This is a genomic window from Cyclobacterium sp. L-R (assembly GCF_056859355.1).
In genome coordinates this window covers 18,143-36,553 of the sequence record NZ_JBSXOH010000081.1, presented here as the reverse complement: position 1 = coordinate 36,553, position 18,411 = coordinate 18,143, and the positions used below count along the sequence as shown (strand labels likewise).

General features: G+C 38.5%; 14 protein-coding genes. 8 read left to right on the top strand and 6 right to left on the bottom strand.

Annotated elements, in window-relative coordinates; all coding sequences use genetic code 11:
* Nucleotides 1–336: 336 nt before the first annotated feature.
* The 4 genes from AC13EX_RS15125 to AC13EX_RS15110 all read right to left on the bottom strand — a co-directional run bounded on the left by AC13EX_RS15125 (nt 337) and on the right by AC13EX_RS15110 (nt 5,841).
* On the bottom strand, nt 337–2,646 hold the full coding sequence (locus AC13EX_RS15125) for a hypothetical protein (RefSeq protein ID WP_482893330.1): 2,310 nt from the start codon (nt 2,644–2,646) through the stop codon (nt 337–339).
* A 211-nt stretch (nt 2,647–2,857) separates the two neighbouring features.
* Complete coding sequence (locus AC13EX_RS15120; RefSeq protein WP_482893329.1) at nt 2,858–4,186, bottom strand: hypothetical protein; 1,329 nt, start codon at nt 4,184–4,186, stop codon at nt 2,858–2,860.
* Nucleotides 4,187–4,480, bottom strand: a complete 294-nt coding sequence (locus AC13EX_RS15115; RefSeq protein WP_482893328.1) for a hypothetical protein — start codon at nt 4,478–4,480, stop codon at nt 4,187–4,189.
* Nucleotides 4,481–4,917: 437 nt separating this feature from the next.
* Entirely contained in the window at nt 4,918–5,841 is a 924-nt protein-coding gene (locus tag AC13EX_RS15110) for an AraC family transcriptional regulator (RefSeq protein WP_482893327.1), read from the bottom strand.
* A 181-nt stretch (nt 5,842–6,022) separates the two neighbouring features.
* On the opposite strand from AC13EX_RS15110, the gene AC13EX_RS15105 reads away from it, so the two are divergent.
* Both AC13EX_RS15105 and AC13EX_RS15100 read left to right on the top strand, forming a co-directional pair.
* The gene (locus AC13EX_RS15105) at nt 6,023–7,549 is read left to right on the top strand and encodes an aldehyde dehydrogenase family protein (protein WP_048643367.1); all 1,527 of its coding nucleotides are present in this window, start codon (nt 6,023–6,025) and stop codon (nt 7,547–7,549) included.
* Nucleotides 7,550–7,613: 64 nt separating this feature from the next.
* Nucleotides 7,614–8,012, top strand: a complete 399-nt coding sequence (locus AC13EX_RS15100; RefSeq protein ID WP_482893325.1) for a DUF779 domain-containing protein — start codon at nt 7,614–7,616, stop codon at nt 8,010–8,012.
* Between the two features lie 28 nt (nt 8,013–8,040).
* Here the strand turns inward: AC13EX_RS15100 and AC13EX_RS15095 are convergent, their stop codons facing one another.
* Together AC13EX_RS15095 and AC13EX_RS15090 are read right to left on the bottom strand one after the other, a co-directional pair.
* The gene (locus AC13EX_RS15095; protein ID WP_482893324.1) at nt 8,041–9,789 is read right to left on the bottom strand and encodes an amidohydrolase; all 1,749 of its coding nucleotides are present in this window, start codon (nt 9,787–9,789) and stop codon (nt 8,041–8,043) included.
* Between the two features lie 89 nt (nt 9,790–9,878).
* Nucleotides 9,879–10,196: an antibiotic biosynthesis monooxygenase family protein gene (locus tag AC13EX_RS15090; protein ID WP_048643370.1), complete on the bottom strand. Its 318-nt coding sequence runs from the start codon at nt 10,194–10,196 to the stop codon at nt 9,879–9,881.
* A gap of 214 nt (nt 10,197–10,410) precedes the next feature.
* Here AC13EX_RS15090 and AC13EX_RS15085 point away from each other — a divergent pair, with 214 nt between their 5' ends.
* The 6 genes from AC13EX_RS15085 to AC13EX_RS15060 all read left to right on the top strand — a co-directional run bounded on the left by AC13EX_RS15085 (nt 10,411) and on the right by AC13EX_RS15060 (nt 18,356).
* Complete coding sequence (locus AC13EX_RS15085) at nt 10,411–11,793, top strand: cytochrome ubiquinol oxidase subunit I (RefSeq protein WP_482893323.1); 1,383 nt, start codon at nt 10,411–10,413, stop codon at nt 11,791–11,793.
* A 6-nt stretch (nt 11,794–11,799) separates the two neighbouring features.
* Nucleotides 11,800–12,837: a cytochrome d ubiquinol oxidase subunit II gene (gene cydB / locus AC13EX_RS15080; RefSeq protein ID WP_482893322.1), complete on the top strand. Its 1,038-nt coding sequence runs from the start codon at nt 11,800–11,802 to the stop codon at nt 12,835–12,837.
* A 111-nt stretch (nt 12,838–12,948) separates the two neighbouring features.
* On the top strand, nt 12,949–13,860 hold the full coding sequence (locus AC13EX_RS15075; RefSeq protein WP_048643373.1) for an SMP-30/gluconolactonase/LRE family protein: 912 nt from the start codon (nt 12,949–12,951) through the stop codon (nt 13,858–13,860).
* A 16-nt stretch (nt 13,861–13,876) separates the two neighbouring features.
* Nucleotides 13,877–15,142, top strand: coding sequence for a mandelate racemase/muconate lactonizing enzyme family protein (locus AC13EX_RS15070; RefSeq protein WP_482893321.1), 1,266 nt, complete (start codon nt 13,877–13,879; stop codon nt 15,140–15,142).
* A 146-nt stretch (nt 15,143–15,288) separates the two neighbouring features.
* The gene (locus tag AC13EX_RS15065; RefSeq protein ID WP_482893320.1) at nt 15,289–16,749 is read left to right on the top strand and encodes an arylsulfatase; all 1,461 of its coding nucleotides are present in this window, start codon (nt 15,289–15,291) and stop codon (nt 16,747–16,749) included.
* Nucleotides 16,750–16,775: 26 nt separating this feature from the next.
* Nucleotides 16,776–18,356, top strand: a complete 1,581-nt coding sequence (locus AC13EX_RS15060) for a sulfatase (RefSeq protein ID WP_482893319.1) — start codon at nt 16,776–16,778, stop codon at nt 18,354–18,356.
* Nucleotides 18,357–18,411 lie beyond the last annotated feature (55 nt).

The following is an 18,411-nucleotide window of genomic DNA, read 5'->3' as shown; positions in this document are numbered from 1 at the left end:
ATTATGTAATAGGATTTCTCCGTCCTGACAATAGTCAGGGGTGAAGCCTGTCCCGTGTTTACGGGAAGTGTTGCAATCGCAAGAAAATCAGGCTGTTTGGAGATTTTAGCATAGCTCCGCTATGGTGAAATTGAAAACAGCGACGAAGTGGCTGATTTTAAAGCGATTTCAGCACGTAATAGAATGTCTATTGCATATTTCGGGTTTAATCTGTTTAAAAGATATTCCCTCATTAATAAGAATGGATATTTCCTACTTTAAGTTTTAAGACTTAAAAAAAGGTGACTGCTTCATAAGTCAGTCACCTTTAATTACTTACTTTTTAATCTTGATCAATTATTTCAAGAAATCAGGTCTTTTGGTACCATTATAAGGCTTTGCACCAGGGTTGGATTGACTGATTTTCTCTACTTCCAATAGTTTCTGATCTGTAACAGTTGGCGCTTTAATAAAGCCATAATACCTTCCTTTCCAGTAATCTCTTAGATAACCGGTAGGCTCCATGATCCTGTTTCCATTTCTGCCACCGTCCAGAACAATTGCTCTTCTGGATTCACGCAATAAAGCGGTTTCCCTTGGAGACATGGCTTTAAGGCCACCTTCATAGGAGATATACCCTTTTTCTACAAAGAGGTCATCTCTATGAGAGTTGCTGTAATTATAATCCCTGCAATCCAATGGCCATTCTCTGAGATGTTTTGTTGCAGCTTCGAGATCAGCATCATTGCCTGTAAGGGCTGCATAGGTAAAGTTAAACCAAGGGATTTTTTCCATGCGCTTGATTTCATAGGTTCTCTCTAAACTCCTCAGGTAAGTGGAACGCAAGTCTGGATCTTTTTCATAGGGAAGCAAGATCATGTAGGCTTCCAAGGCAAGGTTATCGTCCCATGGAGCAATTTGAGAAGGAGGAAAGGTTTTCTTTTGTTTAACTGTATTTTCTGGATAACCCCACTTCACCAATTGCTCATAGCCCTTTTTGTATTTTTCATCCCCGGTTAATGCATAGGTAGCATAGGTGAAAGCCAAGACTTCTAAACCATTAATTCCACGGTCTTCATAACCGTAAGGCCTTAGCAAATATTCTGGGTTCCATCGACCCCACCTTGTAGGTTCACCATCAGCATCTATTAATTCCCAGCCATTGTCCATAATATAAGAAGTCATTCTTGTCATATGTTCCTTGGCCAATTCCTTCTCTTTTCCTTTGGCTACCAAATCGTGAAAAATGGCTACAGAGTAATAATGCGCAATTACCTCATCACTTGAAGCATCTCCTTTCCAGTACCATAGGCTATCCGAAGTGGCGTACCATTTGGCTGGTAAACCACCAGAGCCTCTATTATCTAAACCCCCAGAGTCACCTTCTCTGGAAAATACAGCTCTTGAGATAAGCCCTTCTATCGGGGTAACCCTTTCAAGAAATAGCATGGCCTGGAAAGCATCTAATGCTTCTTTTCTGTCAGCTTCTTCACCGGTAACTGCGTATTTGTAACTCATAGCTGCCAGGTAGGTAGCCGTATGGGCACCATCATTGTCACTTATCTCTCTTTCCCATTCTCCTTTTCTTTTGGTCAATAGATGAACAAAGCCCATTCTTTTATGTCCGTAAGCTTCCATCCATTGCTCGTAATGCGCAGCTTTTTTCAGTAAAGTATACGGTTCATAATGTATAATGCCTAGTCCTCCATCTGTCGCAGCTACTACTTTATTCTTGGTGCTTGCAATTCCATTGACTTTATTGTCGGGTAACCAAAGGTCTGAGCCAAAATAGTGAAATTCTTCAGCGGTCATCCTGATAAGACCACGAGGAGTTCCTATCCACATGTCCCTGTCAAAACCTTTGACCATTTGATCAGTATTTTCTACAGGCAAACCATCAGCTCCTTTTATTTGTGTAAGAGAAGTTCCTCTAAGCAAGCCTAATCCCCGATCGGTACTGATATAAAGTTTGCTTCCAATACTAAGTAAGTCTTTGGTGTTTTTTGATGGCAAATTTCCCCAATCAATAAGGTGTTCGTTGACCACTTTTCCTGCCAATTGCACCAATTCTCCTGGGCGCAGAATATGAAGAGTCTGGCTATAACTTTCAATGGCTGTAATAGGACCTAAAGTAACAGGATCGGCGAGAAGCTGACTACCATCTTCCATAAACATGGTTACATCACTTGAAAGAAATCCTCCCTCAGGCATTATATTGGTTAATTTACCACCTTCATATTTAAAAATGGATTCCGTAGTAGCTACATGGACCTGATTCAGGTGCATACAAAAGTCTACAAACTTTACTGCGCTGATTTTAGTCCATTTTTTGTCATCAAATAGATAAAGCCCAGAATTGCTGCTTACCCATAGACCACCTTTTAATACTTCAATTTTATTGATTTGGTCGGGAGCTGCTTTTACAGAAATCAGCTTGTCTCCTTGTAGAAGAGCTAATTTGCCATCTTTAACGATATAAACAGATTCATTTAATATAGCCACCTGACTTATGGGAGTATCTGTCGGTATCACCTCTCTCCGTTCTTGTAAGAAAGGGGCATCCTCTACAGGCTTCCAAAAATGGTCAGCATTTTCTTGGGCAAAGAGGTAATTACAATTTAATAGTGCCGCAACTAGGATAAGCGCAGCTTTAAAAGTCTTCTTCATTGGTAGATAATATTTGTGATTGTTAGTTAAATACCCCTTGGCTAGAAGAATGTACCATATGTAGGTTTTTTTTTGTAAAAAAAAACCATTGCAAAGGCTAATAAATCCTTTTGCAATGGTTTAATTTAATGACGTTACCTTAAAAATGATATTATTGGTTACTAGAAAAACTTTTTTCAAGGCTGAGTTTTCCCAACCTGTATTTTTTCTTTTACTCTTCAAAAAGAAGTATTTCATGGTCTCCCGTCTTGCTAAAGGCTTTTGCTCTGGAAATCAATTTTGTTTTCTTAAAGTTAGATAGTTCGTACCTATCTTGATCTCCATTATTATTAACTTTTACCAAAGAAAGCACAAAATCTTTTTTTCTAGTTCGGGGATTGAATGTTTTTGGGATGACCAATTCCTTGACTCTGATGTTTTCTTCACGATCATTAAACATCAAATAAATGTCATCATCAATAAGTGTGGCATGAAAAGAGGAGAAAAGTCCACCATCTTCAATGCTATATTGGTTTTTTTTAACCTTGCTTATCCAATTTTTGGTTCCAGTGGGCGAAAACTCAATCAATACAATATTTTTATAATAAAACCTTTCAACCGGTGAATTGGAGTACGAATTATAGTTAGGGGTACTTGTCATGCCTGGTGTGCTACTTGGCCCCCTATAAATGGGAGGTGGAGAAAAGGAAGAAATTGTCCGATTACGGTTTTCACCTATAACCACTATGCTACCATTACTTTTTAGGAAAATATCCCTGACAGAATAATTGGTATCTCTAGGTTTTCCTTTGTTGCGTTTTTTGGCTTTTTCAACTTCTTTTTCAGGTAGAAAATCAGCTTCAAATTGATCGATACTTTCAAAAATGTTTGAATGGTCTAATGAGGATAGAAGTCGGCTATAACTTCCTATAGAATTATAAAACCCTTTATTATCGGAGTAAAAACCTGCTATAAATAGGTCGCCATTATTGGTCAGTTTTAAAGCCAATTCATTTAAGTAATTTTCTGGTATAGAAATATTGGTTTTAATAGCTTCTCGATTGGTTCCATCAATGCTGATAAGTTTATATTTGTATAACTTTGTTCCAAAAATTATAGCAGTTTTTTTACGTTCAATCGTTTCTACAATAAAATGTACTTTGCCCTGGTTGTCTATAATTGGTTTCATTGAAGAAAAACCGTCTTCGAAATCTGTATCAATATAGGATTTGCTCCATTGTAAATTGAGCTCCTGATCAAAGGTTTTAATGATAAACTCGCTTTGGTTTTTTGATTTATTATAAATCAATTCAACGGCCAATAATTTGGTCGAATCAGGAGAAAAATGAATATTAACTCTATTGTTGAAGTTTTTACGGGGATTAATAGTAGGCGCTTTGTTGGCAGAATTACCCTTCGCAATACATTTTGGTTCCCCTATAGGTTCAAGGGTTTTCTTGTTCAACTCTAAAATATAAATATTCTTTGCAGCATCTCTGTCTTCATTTCTGGAATAAAATAAATACAATTTGTCCTTAATGGGTAACAGTTCTTCGAACATTTAGAATTTCGGCAAATCTAGTTTTTTTAAATCTTTAGATTTTAACAGATCAAAGTTTTTATCATAACTTTGTAAAGTTGGAAAACCAGGGAATTTCATAATCTGGCTTTCAATGTAATTTTGAGTAATTAAATATTCTTCTCCACTTTTTAAAATAACCTTTTGGAGGGTATTCTCATGAAGACTGTTCTTCTTTGTGGTCCCCCAAGTTACTTTGCTATTGTCTGGTAATTCCTGACAGTAGGTTTTAAACCCTAAAAAAGTAATTAGGATAATAAAGAATGCGTTTTTCATAAAATTAAAAATTAATATATTTCTAACGCATAAAAAATAATTTAAAATACAAATTTATGTATACAAAAGTTTTTAACCTAATATTTTAATTAATTTTGTCAAACTTAAAAAAAGGATTGAATAATGAGGTGTAAAATGGATTTAACCCGGATTATGTAATTAGATTCGTGATGAATGTTGCAATTGTAAGAAAATCAGGTCGTTTGGGGATTTTAGCATAGCGCCGCAATGGTGAAATTAAAACAGCAACGAAATGGTTGATTTTAAAGCGATTTCAGCACGTAATAGATTCTCTATTGTTAAATAATATAAAAATAATTCAGCGCTGATAAAATTCTATTTATAGTCTTTAAAACTGTTATGTCTAGAGACTAAAAATTATAAGGAAAGAGATAGAATCCGAGCTAATTTTTAACAGGAAGGTGTTTTCAATTCAACTAAAAATTTTTCATTTGGTAAATCTTCGGCGTTTCCCCAAATTTATTTTTGAAAGCCCTTATAAAATAGGTAACATTATTGAAGCCAGCCAATGCACAAACCTCTTGTACCTGATAGGCTGATTGCTGTAATAATTGGGCCGCATTATTCAACCTTTGTTCTAAAATATACTCCATTGGACTGATACCTAACTCTTCTTTGAATGTTCTTGAAAAGTGTGTTTTACTCATACAGGCTTTGGCACTTAAAACTTCCAATGTTAAATCTTGCTGCAGGTTTTGTTTGATATAATTGACCACATGAGCAATTCTATTGCTACTTGCCAATGATTTGTAGGTCTTTTCGAGAATGTCTCTTGCCTGTGTTTGGGACAATCGAATTAGCAATTCCTTTAAAGCCAAAGAAGCTATCAGGTCTTTTTCTTTAGACCTTTCCTTCACACCTATTCTTATAAATCGATTGATTATTTCTGATAAGTCTTGATTATTTATAAGGTGAAAATAATTCAAATCCAGTCCCCATTGTTTTTGCCACACTTTGTCTGGTAATTTTTCATTCAAAAGATTAAAAGTGTTTTCTATCATCTCCTGTGAAATAGAGAGGGCAATGCATTGGGTAGGATTGTCCCATTTGGCTTCGGGGAAATCAATCTTCATCAATTCATTAGGTGGAACGATAACCGACTCTCCTGGTAAGTACTCAAATCCAGGTTTATCAAAAAGGTGCATTACTTTTTTGCCCTTTATCATCGTGGTTAAAACCAAATCACCAAAGCTCAAATTTACACTTGATGCTTGCTGATGTGTTTCAAAAATATTGAGCTCACAATTATTTAGAGAATAGGTGGTACGGTTTTCTACCAATGTTTTTAAATCCCTTTCCTCTCTCCAGGGAACTCCAGCTATAAAGGGTTTTCTTGGCATATTCTTTTCAAACGATAGGTTATTTGGGCAGCATAAATTATGCCTATTTTAATTTTCAAAAGACTTGGGTTCAAATTATAAATTTTCCTAAATGATAAATCAGGTGGATAAGATGGTCCATCAGGTCGATTTTGAAAATTAATTTACTTATAAATTTGATAAAACTCAAAATAATAAAAAAATGTCAACACAAACATTATCCCAAAGTACGCCAGTAGAGCGACCAAAAGTAAAAGAAAAGTACGACCATTTTATAGGAGGAAAATGGGTGGCACCATCTTCAGGTGAATATTTTGACAATATATCCCCAATTGATGGCAAACCATTTACCAAAGCCGCAAGAGGGAACAAAGAAGATGTTGATTTGGCTTTGGATGCAGCCCACGAGGCCTTTAAAACCTGGTCTAAAACATCTCCTGCTGAAAGGAGCAGACTGCTTAATAAAATAGCAGATGTAATAGAGGAAAACCTCGAAATGCTAGCTAGGATAGAAACGGTAGACAATGGCAAAGCATTGAGAGAGACCAGAGCGGCAGATTTGCCTTTGGTTATTGATCATTTCAGGTATTTTGCAGGGGTGATCAGAGCCGATGAAAGTACAATCTCCGAACATGATGAAAACACCGTAAGTATCGCATTACACGAACCTCTGGGAGTAGTGGCGCAAATTATTCCTTGGAATTTCCCTTTATTAATGGCCACTTGGAAAATGGCTCCAGCGCTGGCAGCAGGCTGTTGCACAGTGGTGAAACCGGCTGAACAAACACCTACTAGTATAATGGTGCTAATGGAGTTGATCGGAGACATTTTACCTCCTGGTGTACTTAATGTTGTTACTGGTTTTGGGCCTGAGGCAGGAAAACCTCTTGCTAGTTCAAAAAAAGTAGCTAAAGTTTCTTTTACTGGAGAAACGACTACAGGTAGACTTATTATGCAATATGCATCAGAAAATTTGGTACCGGTCACCATGGAATTAGGTGGTAAATCTCCAAATATATTTATGAAGTCTGTGGCAGATGCCGATGACGATTATTTTGATAAAGCAGTAGAAGGTGCTGTGCTTTTCGCTTTTAATCAAGGAGAAGTATGTACTTGTCCATCAAGGATTTTAGTTCATGAAGACATCTATGATGTGTTTATGGAAAAAGTGATCGAAAGAACCAAAGCAATTAAAATGGGACATCCTTTGGCCGAAGACACGATGATGGGGGCACAGTCTTCCAATGATCAGTTAGAAAAAATCATGTCCTACATGGATATTGGTAAGAAAGAGGGTGCTCAAATTCTATGCGGTGGTGACAAGGCTGGCCTGAACAGTGGACTTGAAACAGGCTATTATGTACAGCCTACCATTTTTAAAGGACACAATAAAATGAGGGTTTTTCAGGAAGAGATTTTTGGGCCAGTGACTTCTGTTACCACCTTTAAAACAACCGAAGAAGCAATAGAAATAGCCAATGATACCATGTATGGTTTGGGCGCTGGCCTATGGTCTAGAGATGCCCATGAGCTGTATCAAGTTCCAAGGGCTATCAAAGCAGGTAGGGTTTGGGTCAATTGTTACCATGCCTACCCAGCGCACGCACCTTTTGGAGGTTACAAAAAATCTGGATTTGGTAGGGAAAATCACTTGATGATGTTAGACCACTACAGGCAAACAAAAAACATGTTAATCTCGTATGATAAAAATAAATTGGGTTTCTTTTAATTGACAAAGTGCCGGATGTCTTGTGACTCCGGCATTTTTTTTCTTATATAAAACCGAAATTGCCATGCAAGAATATGTCCCCAGAGTGATTGTTACAGAAGAAGCAAAAGCAGTTATTGATAAATTAAAAAAATCTCATGACAATGATTTGATGTTTCACCAGAGTGGGGGATGTTGTGATGGATCTTCCCCAATGTGCTTCGAAAAAGGCGACTTTATTGTGGGAGGCAGCGATGTGTGGATGGGAGAGGTATATGGTTGTGATTTTTTTATGAATGAAGATCAGTTTGACTATTGGAAGCATACCCAATTGACTTTGGATGTGGTTCCCGGAAGAGGTAGTAGTTTTTCAATTGAAATTCCTTTGGGAATTAGGTTTATGATTCGGTCCAGGTTATTTACAACTGAAGAATTGGATAGGTTAAGCCCGGTAATTACTGGCGAAGAATACTTGGATCAGTAGGGTATAAAGGCATTAAACAATTATAAATTTAATCTTCCTTTTGATAGACTATTTCACCATTCATTATTGTCATGCTTACCTGTGTGTTTAAAATTTCATTTTCAGCGATTTTCATTATATCCTGATCCAATACTACAAGGTCAGCTAGTTTTCCTACTGTGATGGACCCTTTTGTATTTTCTTCAAAGGCTCCGAATGCAGGCGATAGGGTATAAGACTTAAGCGCCTGAGCTCTGGTCATTTTCTGATTCCCTTCATAACCATCCTCAGGAGTTCCCTCTAATGTTTTCCGGCTTACACTTGCATAAAAATTGGCCATTGGCGAAAGGGGTTCTACTGGTACATCCGTTCCATTAATAACCGGAATACCAGAAGCCAAAAGGGCCTGCCACATGTAAGCCCCATCCTTTATTCGATCGGCACCTAACCTTTCTATTGCCCATGGCCTGTCAGAGGACAAGTGGATGGCCTGCATTGAAGGGATCACTCCTAATGAGGCAAATCTTGGTATATCATCAGGATGTAGATGCTGTGCGTGTTCTATTCTAAATCTATGATCAGCATTTAAGGCATTTTCCTCCGAAAGTGCTTTCTCATATTGATCCAATACTTCCCGATTGGCCCGATCTCCTATGGCATGGGTTGCTAACTGAAATCCATATTTGATACTATTTATAGCTGTTTTGAAAACCATCTCCATTGGTATGGTCTCATGACCATAGTGCCCGTGTCGATCAGAATATTCCTCCAATAACCATGCGCCACGTGATCCCAAAGCCCCATCTGCAGATAATTTTATGGATCGAATGCTGAGCCAGGAATCTGTTTTCGGGCCTTTTTCATACCACTCCTTCAACAAGGCATTGTCATTCCCATTAAGCATGGCATACATTCGAATTTTAAGTTTTCTAGAAGCTTCCATCTTTTGGTAGAAGGCTAAAGTTTCTCTGCCTACTCCAGCGTCATGGAAACTGGTAATGCCATTTCTAAGACAGGCTTCCTGGGCCAGATTAAAGGCAAGAAGATCATTTTCTTCACTGCTTTCAGGAATGTGTTTAGAGATCAAATCCATGGCATTCTCATTAAAAATGCCCGTAGGATTTCCATTCCTATCTCGGATTACTTCTCCACCGGTGATTTCTCTTTTCCCACTAAGCTCTTGATTTAATGGGCCAATGCCTGCTATTTCCATGGCTTTTGCATTGGCAAATAAGGCATGTCCACTTGCATGAAAAAGTACCACAGGATGATCTGGTGATTTGGTACTCAAAGCCTGATGAATAGGAAACCCATTTATGATCTCTTGGGGTTGACTTGTCCATTTACTCTGGTGCCAACCACGGCCTATGATCCAGTTTCCAGCTGGTGTTTTGTTGGTTGAAGCTTTTACCTTTTCTATAATTTCATCGAAACTTTTCGTGTTTGACAGGTCAAGATTCAATTCGCTATAACCCAATCCCATAAAATGGCCATGACCTTCTATCCAGCCAGGAGTAAGTATTTTGCCATTTAAATCAAAGACTTTTGTTTCAGCACCAATATAATCTTCCAGATCTTTCTCCAATCCTGCAAAAATGATGATCGAATCCCTTAAGGCAACTGCTTCAACTTGTGGCTGATCCGGACTTATTGTATAAATAGCCCCACCTTTTAGAACGATTGAAGCTTTCTGCACAACTTCTGGTGTAGAACAAGCAAATGTAATTACCCCTACAAAAATCAATGAACAGTAATAGATTAGTGAACTTGGCCAATGTTGGCTACTAAAATTTTTCATGGTATTACCTTTCCCTTAAGATATCAATTGTCTGCTTACGAAAACACATAGGTTTTAGGCTTCCACCCAATTACAAGAGAACCTATTTATTAAATGCCATAATCTTTCTCCACCTTGCAGACCCGGACTTTATAATGTTTGTACCAGGTTGATTTACCAAGGCTTTGCGCAAGCATGTGCTCACTTTGGTTTTTCCAGTTTTTAATGGCTTCTAGGTTTTTCCAGTAACTAACCGTAATTCCTAGCCCACCGCTCGCGGATTCATGCCCAAGGTATCCGGGTTGATTGATAACCATTTTTTCCATTTTAGCAGACATCTCAGCATAGTTTTCTTGGTTATCACTTTTGATGCTGGTGAATATTACGGCGTAATAGGGTGGCTTGGGTGTTGGGCTGATTTTATTCATTCCTTTAAATTAATTAATGCCTGATAATTATGGTCAAAATAACTGTTTTTTTTAATTATATCTTCTGATATTTATACCTGTCAGACACAGGGCTTTATTCCATTGGTCTGAGGCAATATAGTAAGACAGATTAGTATTAATTGGTTTTGATAATCACGAAGGGAATATAGGGTTATCGGGGCTGAATTAGTGTCAAACCAAAAAAGAAAGACCGATGGATGTAGAAATTCTCTCCAGAATACAATTCGCTTTTACCATTGCTTTCCATTATATCTATCCTCCATTAAGTATTGGTCTTGGATTGGTAATGGTAATTATGGAAAGCCTTTATTTACGCACCGGAAATAAAGATTATGAAGTTTTAGCCAGATTTTGGACCAAGATTTTTGCCCTGACATTCGGCATAGGAGTGGCCACTGGTATTGTGATGGAGTTTGAATTTGGCACCAATTGGGCAACTTATTCCCGCTATGTAGGAGATGTTTTTGGGAGTGCTTTGGCCGCTGAAGGTATTTTTGCTTTTGCCCTTGAAAGTGGATTTTTGGGGGTATTGCTATTCGGTTGGGATAGGGTCAAACCTTGGGTGCATTGGGTGGCTACTTTAGGCGTGTTTTTAGGTTCCATGTTTTCGGCTGTTTGGATTGTTATAGCTAATAGTTGGCAACAAACCCCCGCCGGTTTTCATATAGTAGGTGAAGGAATGGAGGCCAGGGCAGAGATCGTTGATTTTTGGGAAATGGTTTTCAACCCATCTAGCATGGACCGCCTTGTTCATACCTGGCAGGGAGCATTTTTAGCAGGTGCTTTCCTTGTATTGAGTGTTCATGCTTATTATTTACGCAGAGGAAGGTATGTGGAAATTTCTAAAAAGGCTTTTAAAATTGCCTTGGTTGTGGCCACTGTTTTTTCTTTGGCACAATTGGTTTCAGGACATAGTTCGGCAAATGGGGTAGCAGTAAACCAACCTGCAAAATTAGCAGCTTTCGAGGGACATTTTGAGAAAGAAGCTCCTGCACCCATGTATCTATTCGGCTGGGTAGATAAGTCTTCACAAACTGTTACCGGATTAAGTATTCCCGGGGGCTTGTCCTTTTTGTTGCATTATGAGTTTGGGGCTCCCGTTACAGGTTTAAATGCTTTTCCGGAAGAAGATCGCCCCTCGCAGGTAAATGCTGTTTTCCAGTTTTACCATATCATGATAAGTATAGGCATGTTTCTGATTGTACTAACCCTTGCAGGCTGTGTGCAATGGTATAGAGGAAAGCTTTTTGAAAGTAGGCGATTGCTGTGGGTCTTTTCATTTGCTGTGATACTCCCTCAAATAGCCAATCAGGTGGGTTGGTTTGCTGCCGAAATGGGGAGACAACCTTGGGTAGTATATGGCTTGCTTCGTACCAGTGATGCCTTGAGCAAATCGGTCACAGCCAATCAGGTAATGTTCTCATTGGTTTTGTTTTTTATTGTATATACTATTCTCTTATTGCTCTTCCTTTACTTACTAAACAAGAAAATAAAACATGGGCCTTACGATGAGGAGGAAGATGATGACCGACCATTTCAGCAAGAAGTTGCGGCCTCTTTTTCACCTAACAAATAAATAGATATGGAAACTTTATTTGGATTAGATTATCCGACGCTTTGGTTTTTGGTGGTAGGGGGCTTGTTTTCTGGCTATGCTATCCTAGATGGTTTTGATTTTGGCGCAGGAGCCTGGCATTTGTTTTTCAAAAAAGAAAAAAGCCGAAGATTGGCTTTGAATGCCATAGGCCCAGTTTGGGATGGAAATGAGGTTTGGTTGGTAATTGGTGGGGGGGCACTATTTGCAGGATTTCCTGTGATGTATGCCACTTTGTTGTCAGGTATGTACGTTCCATTTATGCTGTTTTTGCTGGTCATTATCATGCGGGCCGTCTCTATAGAATTTAGAAGCAAAGAACCCATGCTCTGGTGGCGAAAAATGTGGGATATTTCTTATTCTGTATCAAGTATTCTATTGCCTTTTCTTCTAGGGGTGGTTTTGGGAAATGTTCTTTTGGGTATGCCCATCGGAGAGGGTTTTGAATATGAAGGGGATGGGTTTTTAAGCTTTTTAAATCCCTATGCAATAATGGTGGGAATTTCCACACTAGCACTTATGATGTCTCATGGAGCCATATATCTATTGTTAAAAACAGAAGGAAGGATGTTTGCCAAATTGACTATTCTGTTAAAGAAGGGAATGATTTTCTTTATGGTAAGTTTTGGAATTACTTCTTTGTATACTTTGATTTATATTCCCCATTTGTCCGATACCTTTAGAAGTGCTCCGGAACTATTTATTGTTCCATTGGCTGCTTTGCTATGCATTGCGAATGTGCCAAGATTGGCAAGTAAAAGAAAATATGGAAAGGCTTTTCTATTTTCTTCTCTAACCATAAGTTTATTACTTGTGTTGGTAGCGATCGAACTGTACCCCAATTTATTGTTTTCTACCCTAGATCCTGAACATACCATTACGGTCTATAATGCGGCCTCATCCGATAAGTCACTAGGGATTATGCTTACTTTTGCAGCAATAGGCACCCCATTGGTGCTAGGTTATACTGCTTTTGTTTACATTACTTTTAGAGGAAAAGTAAAAATTGATGATACCAGTTATTGATGTTTTCAATTTATAATTAGCTGATATTCTGTGTTTTTTTATGGGTTTTTAATCGTTTAGGTTTATATTTCATAAGTAAAACCCTGTATTTGAATTTAAACCCAAAATAATATGAAAAGGCTTGTTTTAATACTTGTAAGTTCCTTTTGCCTTTCCTCAATCTACGGACAGCATTTGGAAATCTCTGATCCCGCATTATTAGATCTTGTGGATGAAGAGAGTCTTGTCATTAAGGTGTCAGATGGCTTTCAATTCACAGAAGGCCCTGTATGGAATGATGAAGGCCAATATTTGCTATTTAGTGACATACCCGCTAACACCATTTACAAAGTACATCCAACAGGTGAGATTAGCCCGTTTCGTCAGCCCAGCAATAATGCAAATGGTTTGACCTTTGATAATGAGGGGAATTTGATCATAGCAGAACATAGTGGTAGAAAAATTAGCAGACTTAGTCCAGATGGTGATTATTCTACCATTGTTGACAACTTAAAAGGTACCGCCTTTAATAGTCCCAACGATGTAATTGTTGATAGTGAAGGAGCGATTTATTTTACAGATCCACCTTATGGTAGACCAAAGGATGCATCTGATACCTTAGGTTTTAATGGTGTATACAAATATCACAATGGAAAAACCCAACTAATAGACGATACCCTGTACCGACCCAATGGATTGGCATTGTCACCGGATGAACGTACCCTATATGTAGCCAATTCTGGACAACCTAAGCTTTTTATGAAGTATACAATTAGCAAATCTGGTAAAGTTGGAAAGGGGAAAGTATTTTACAATGCTTCAGCCTTGACAGGTGAGGGAAACCCCGATGGTATTAAAGTAGATCCACTAGGGAATGTTTTTGCCACTGGGCCAGGCGGCGTTTTGGTGTTTTCTCCAAAAGGTAAACTACTTGGAACCATAAAATTTCCTGAGACTCCAGCAAACCTCACTTTTGGGGGAGCAGACAATAAAACCCTATTTGTAACCGCTCGAACAGGCTTGTATTCAATTCAAATTAAATAAAGGCTAACCTTATAGTATGGACACTGAAAGGAGAAAGTTTATTAAAAAAGCCACTTTGGCCTCTACTTTAGGCGCGCTTGGAGTGAATACTTTAAGTAAAGCAAAAGGAAAATTGAATGAAATTCAGGAGGAAGAAATAGACATGGCTCTGAAAGCACCTGTTTTAATTACAACTAACCTAACTAGCCCTGTATGGATAAAATCCATAGAATTATTAAGGAAGGAAAACAACTTTATATGTAGGGTCAAATCTAATGATGGTGCAGAAGGTATATCGGTAAGCAATAATATGCAGATGAAAGACTTGTATCCAATTTTCATACATCGAATTCAACCTTTTTTTATTGGTAAAGATGCCAGGGATTGGGAGCGATTATTGGATGAAGTTTATGTTTATCAGAGCAATTATAAATTACAAAGCCTAGCTTTATGGGTACCACTCGCTACCCTCGAATTTGCTGTACTGGACTTATTAGGCAAATTGGCCAATAAAAGTATAGGTGAAATGTTGGGTAAAATTCATCATACTAAAATAGCCGTTTACCAAGCCAATAATTTTCGTGGTAAATCTGCAGAAGAATCTGTGGACCTTATTGAAGCTCAAGTTAGGTCTACTGGAGCAAAAGCCTTAAAGTTTAAAGTAGGGGGCAGGATGAGTAATAACCAGGATTTTCCAAAAGGAAGAACTGAGGCCCTGATTCCAATGGTGAGGGATAGGTTCGGCCCAAAAATGGTTATATATGCAGATTCGAACGGCTCTTACACTGTTGAAGAAGCTATTCGAATTGGCAAAATAATGGAGGATTACGGTTACGATTTTTATGAGGAACCTGTTCCTTTTGACTGGTATGAGGAAACCCTGAAAGTTACCAATGCCATAAAAATTCCAATAGCCGGCGGTGAACAAGAACCCAGTATGAGAAATTTTAGGTGGTTGATAAAAAATGATGCTCTTGACATTGTCCAACCTGATATTTTTTATTTTGGTGGTATGATTCGTGCAATGAAAGTAGCCAATATGGCGGCTACAAAAGGTAAAACTTGTACACCCCATATATCAGGTTCAGGGTTAGGTTATTTGTACATGATGCATTTTGTTTCAGCCTTACCTAATGCTGGACCTTATCATGAATTTAAAGGTTTCAACCATGAGATTCCTTTAGTCAACTCCTCTTCTAGCCTTAGCAGTGTTAATGGAATGGTAGAAGTCCCAACAGGTCCTGGATTGGGAATTACCTTAGCACCAGCATTTATAGCAGCACACAAAAGCGTAAATGCTTAGTAGGCCATTTTAATTAATCTAAAGAATATGTAATTTGCCTGTTAAACCGGATTTAGAATTAACTATCTTATTGTATGATCCGCTTTATCTCGATAGTCCAATTTACCTTTTGAGTCCAATATACCTTTTGAATAGAATTTAGATTTATGCAAAAAATTACTTTCTTGGCTTTCATTGGCCTAACAACCATGCATTTGGCAGGATGTAGCCAAAAGCAGCAAAATAATTCAGCCAGTGAAACTTCCACACCAAAACCCAATATCATTTACATTTTAGCGGATGACCTTGGTTATGGGGATCTAAGCTTTAATGGTCAGGAGTACATAGCTACTCCAAATATTGATAAATTAGCCAAAGAAGGTTTGTTTTTTAACCAGCATTACTCGGGCTCTACAGTTTGTGCACCTTCTAGAAGTACCCTAGTTTCAGGCTTACATACGGGGAATGCACCTGTAAGAGGTAATTATGAAATCAAGCCCGAAGGACAATACCCGCTACCAGATTCGGTATTTACAGTTTTTGAATCTTTAAAAGCGGCAGGCTATGCTACGGGTGCATTTGGAAAATGGGGACTGGGTTATCCCGGTTCTGAAGGAGATCCTAATAAACAGGGTGTGGATGTGTTTTTTGGTTACAACTGCCAAAGAATGGGGCATAACTATTACCCTTTTCACTTATGGGACAATCAGGACTCCTTGGTATTAGAAGGAAATGCGGGTACTAAACTTGAAGAATATGGACCTGAACTTATCCATGAAAAGACTTTAGATTTTATAACAGACAATAGTCAAAATCCTTTCTTCCTTTATGTACCTACAATAATTCCGCATGCAGAATTAATCGTTCCTGAGGAAATCATGAAAAATTATAGAGGCAGGTTTGTAGAAACTCCTTATGAAGGGGTTGATGAAGGGAAAGATTATAAAATTGGTGGTTACATGTCTCAAGAAGAACCACGTGCTGCTTTTGTGGCAATGGTAGAGTTACTAGACAAGCAGATAGGAGAAATTGTAGCCAAATTGGAAGAATTAGGTATCAGGGACAATACCATGATCATTTTCACCTCAGACAATGGTCCGCATAAAGAAGGAGGAGCTGATCCTGATTTTTTCAACAGTAATGGCCCATGGAGAGGGTATAAACGAGATCTTTACGAAGGAGGAATTAGAGTGCCTATGATTGCCAATTGGCCCGGTAAGATCAAGCCTGGACAGACGGATCATATTTCAGCATTTTGGGATATTTATCCTACCATTGCAGAATTAACTGGAAGTGAACTTCCTAAAAATACCGATGGAATATCTTTCGCTCCTATTCTTACAGGAAATAAGGACAATCAAGATAACCACGAATACCTGTATTGGGAGTTTATAGAGCAGGGAGGAAAACAGGCTATTAGAAAAGGTAAATGGAAAGCCATTCGACTTAACCTAAGGAAAAACAACAATCCTCCAATTGAATTGTATAACCTGGAAGAAGATCCTTCAGAGGAAAACAATTTGGCAGAACAATATCCAGATTTAGTTAAAGAATTTAAAAAATTGATGGAGTCCAACCATAGTCCAAATCCAGTATTCAAGTTGTATGCTTCCGAGTTGGAGCAATAATTTCCCTCTAAACAAACCCAATAATAATGCTGAATAGAAAGAACATTTTTATAAATTCATTGTCCCTGATGATTTTAGGGCTTTTTTCATGTACTTCAGAAGAAGTTGAGAAGGCTCCTAATGTAGTGTTTATCTTGGTTGATGATATGGGGTATGCTGATTTAGGCTACGCAGGTTCTCCTTTTTATGAGACACCCAATATTGATAAATTGGCCAGTGAAAGTTATCAGTTTACCAATGGGTATTCAGGAAGCAGGGTTTGTAGCCCTGCCCGTGCTACCATTATGACCGGACAATTTACTGCAAGCCACGGTATCACAGATTGGATCGGAGCAAAAACAGGGGAGACCTGGAGAGAACATAATAGACATGACCCTATGTTGCCGGCAACTTATCAGTATCACCTTCCAAAAGAGAGTACTACAATTGCCGAAGCCTTTAAAGCCAATGGATACAAGACATTTTATGCCGGGAAATGGCACCTCGGGGATGAAGGAAGTTATCCTGAAGACCATGGCTTTGATGAAAATGTAGGAGGCTGGGACAAAGGTTCTCCCGCAGGAGGCTTTTTCTCCCCTTACAAAAACCCCAAGCTTAAAGATGGCCCGGATGGCGAAAATCTAACCCTTAGGTTGGCAAATGAAGTAGCTCATTTTATTGAACGAAGCAAAGATGAACCTTTTCTAGCCTTTTTGTCCTTTTATGCTGTCCATGCTCCTGTACAAACGAGCAGGGAAAAATGGGCGAAGTACAGAGACAAGGCCGAAGCTATGGGCATAGCAGACCATGGTTTTGAAATGGGAGATAAACTACCCTATAGAATCGTTCAGGATAATCCAAATTATGCTGGTTTGGTGGAATATGTTGACGATGCAGTAGGCATTGTCATGAAACAGCTCGAAAGCCTAGGCCTAGCAGAAAATACCATTGTCGTGTTTACTTCTGATAATGGGGGGGTAGTAGCCGGGGATGCCTTTGCAACCGCCAATCTCTTGGTAAAAGGAGGGAAAGGTCATCATTGGGAAGGAGGAATTCGGGTTCCTTATTTAATAAAGGTACCAGGAACCCAACCACAAGCACCAATCGATTATCCGGTTGTGGGAGCTGATTTTCTCCCTACATTGGTGGATTTAATTTCAGGGGATGTGGACTTTTCTCAGGAAGTTGAGGGCACAAGCTTGAAACCCATATTCGAAGGAGGTAAATTGGATGAGCGTGCTATTTTCTGGCATTATCCACATTATGGTAATCAGGGAGGAGTGCCTTCAGCCATGGTAAGGCAAGGTGAATGGAAGTTGATTAGGTATTTTGAAGATGGACATGAAGAATTGTACCATATAACTGAAGATGCATTCGAAGAGAATGAACTGTCTGCTGCTCATCCTGATAAAAAAGAGGCCCTTTCTACTTTATTGGGCAATTACTTGGAAGGTAAAGCAGTTTTAATGCCTACTCCAGATCAAGAATTCGACAAAGCGCTTTTTCAAAAGCGCATCCATCAAATGGAGAATGAATTGATGCCGAGGTTAGAAAAACAAAGACTTGATTTTCTAGATAAAGACTGGCAACCCAATGCCGATTGGTGGGGAAGTGAGCCTGCTAATTAATTTGGAGCTGATATAGAGCGTAATTTTGGCGGTAATGATGTGAAAAAAAGTATCA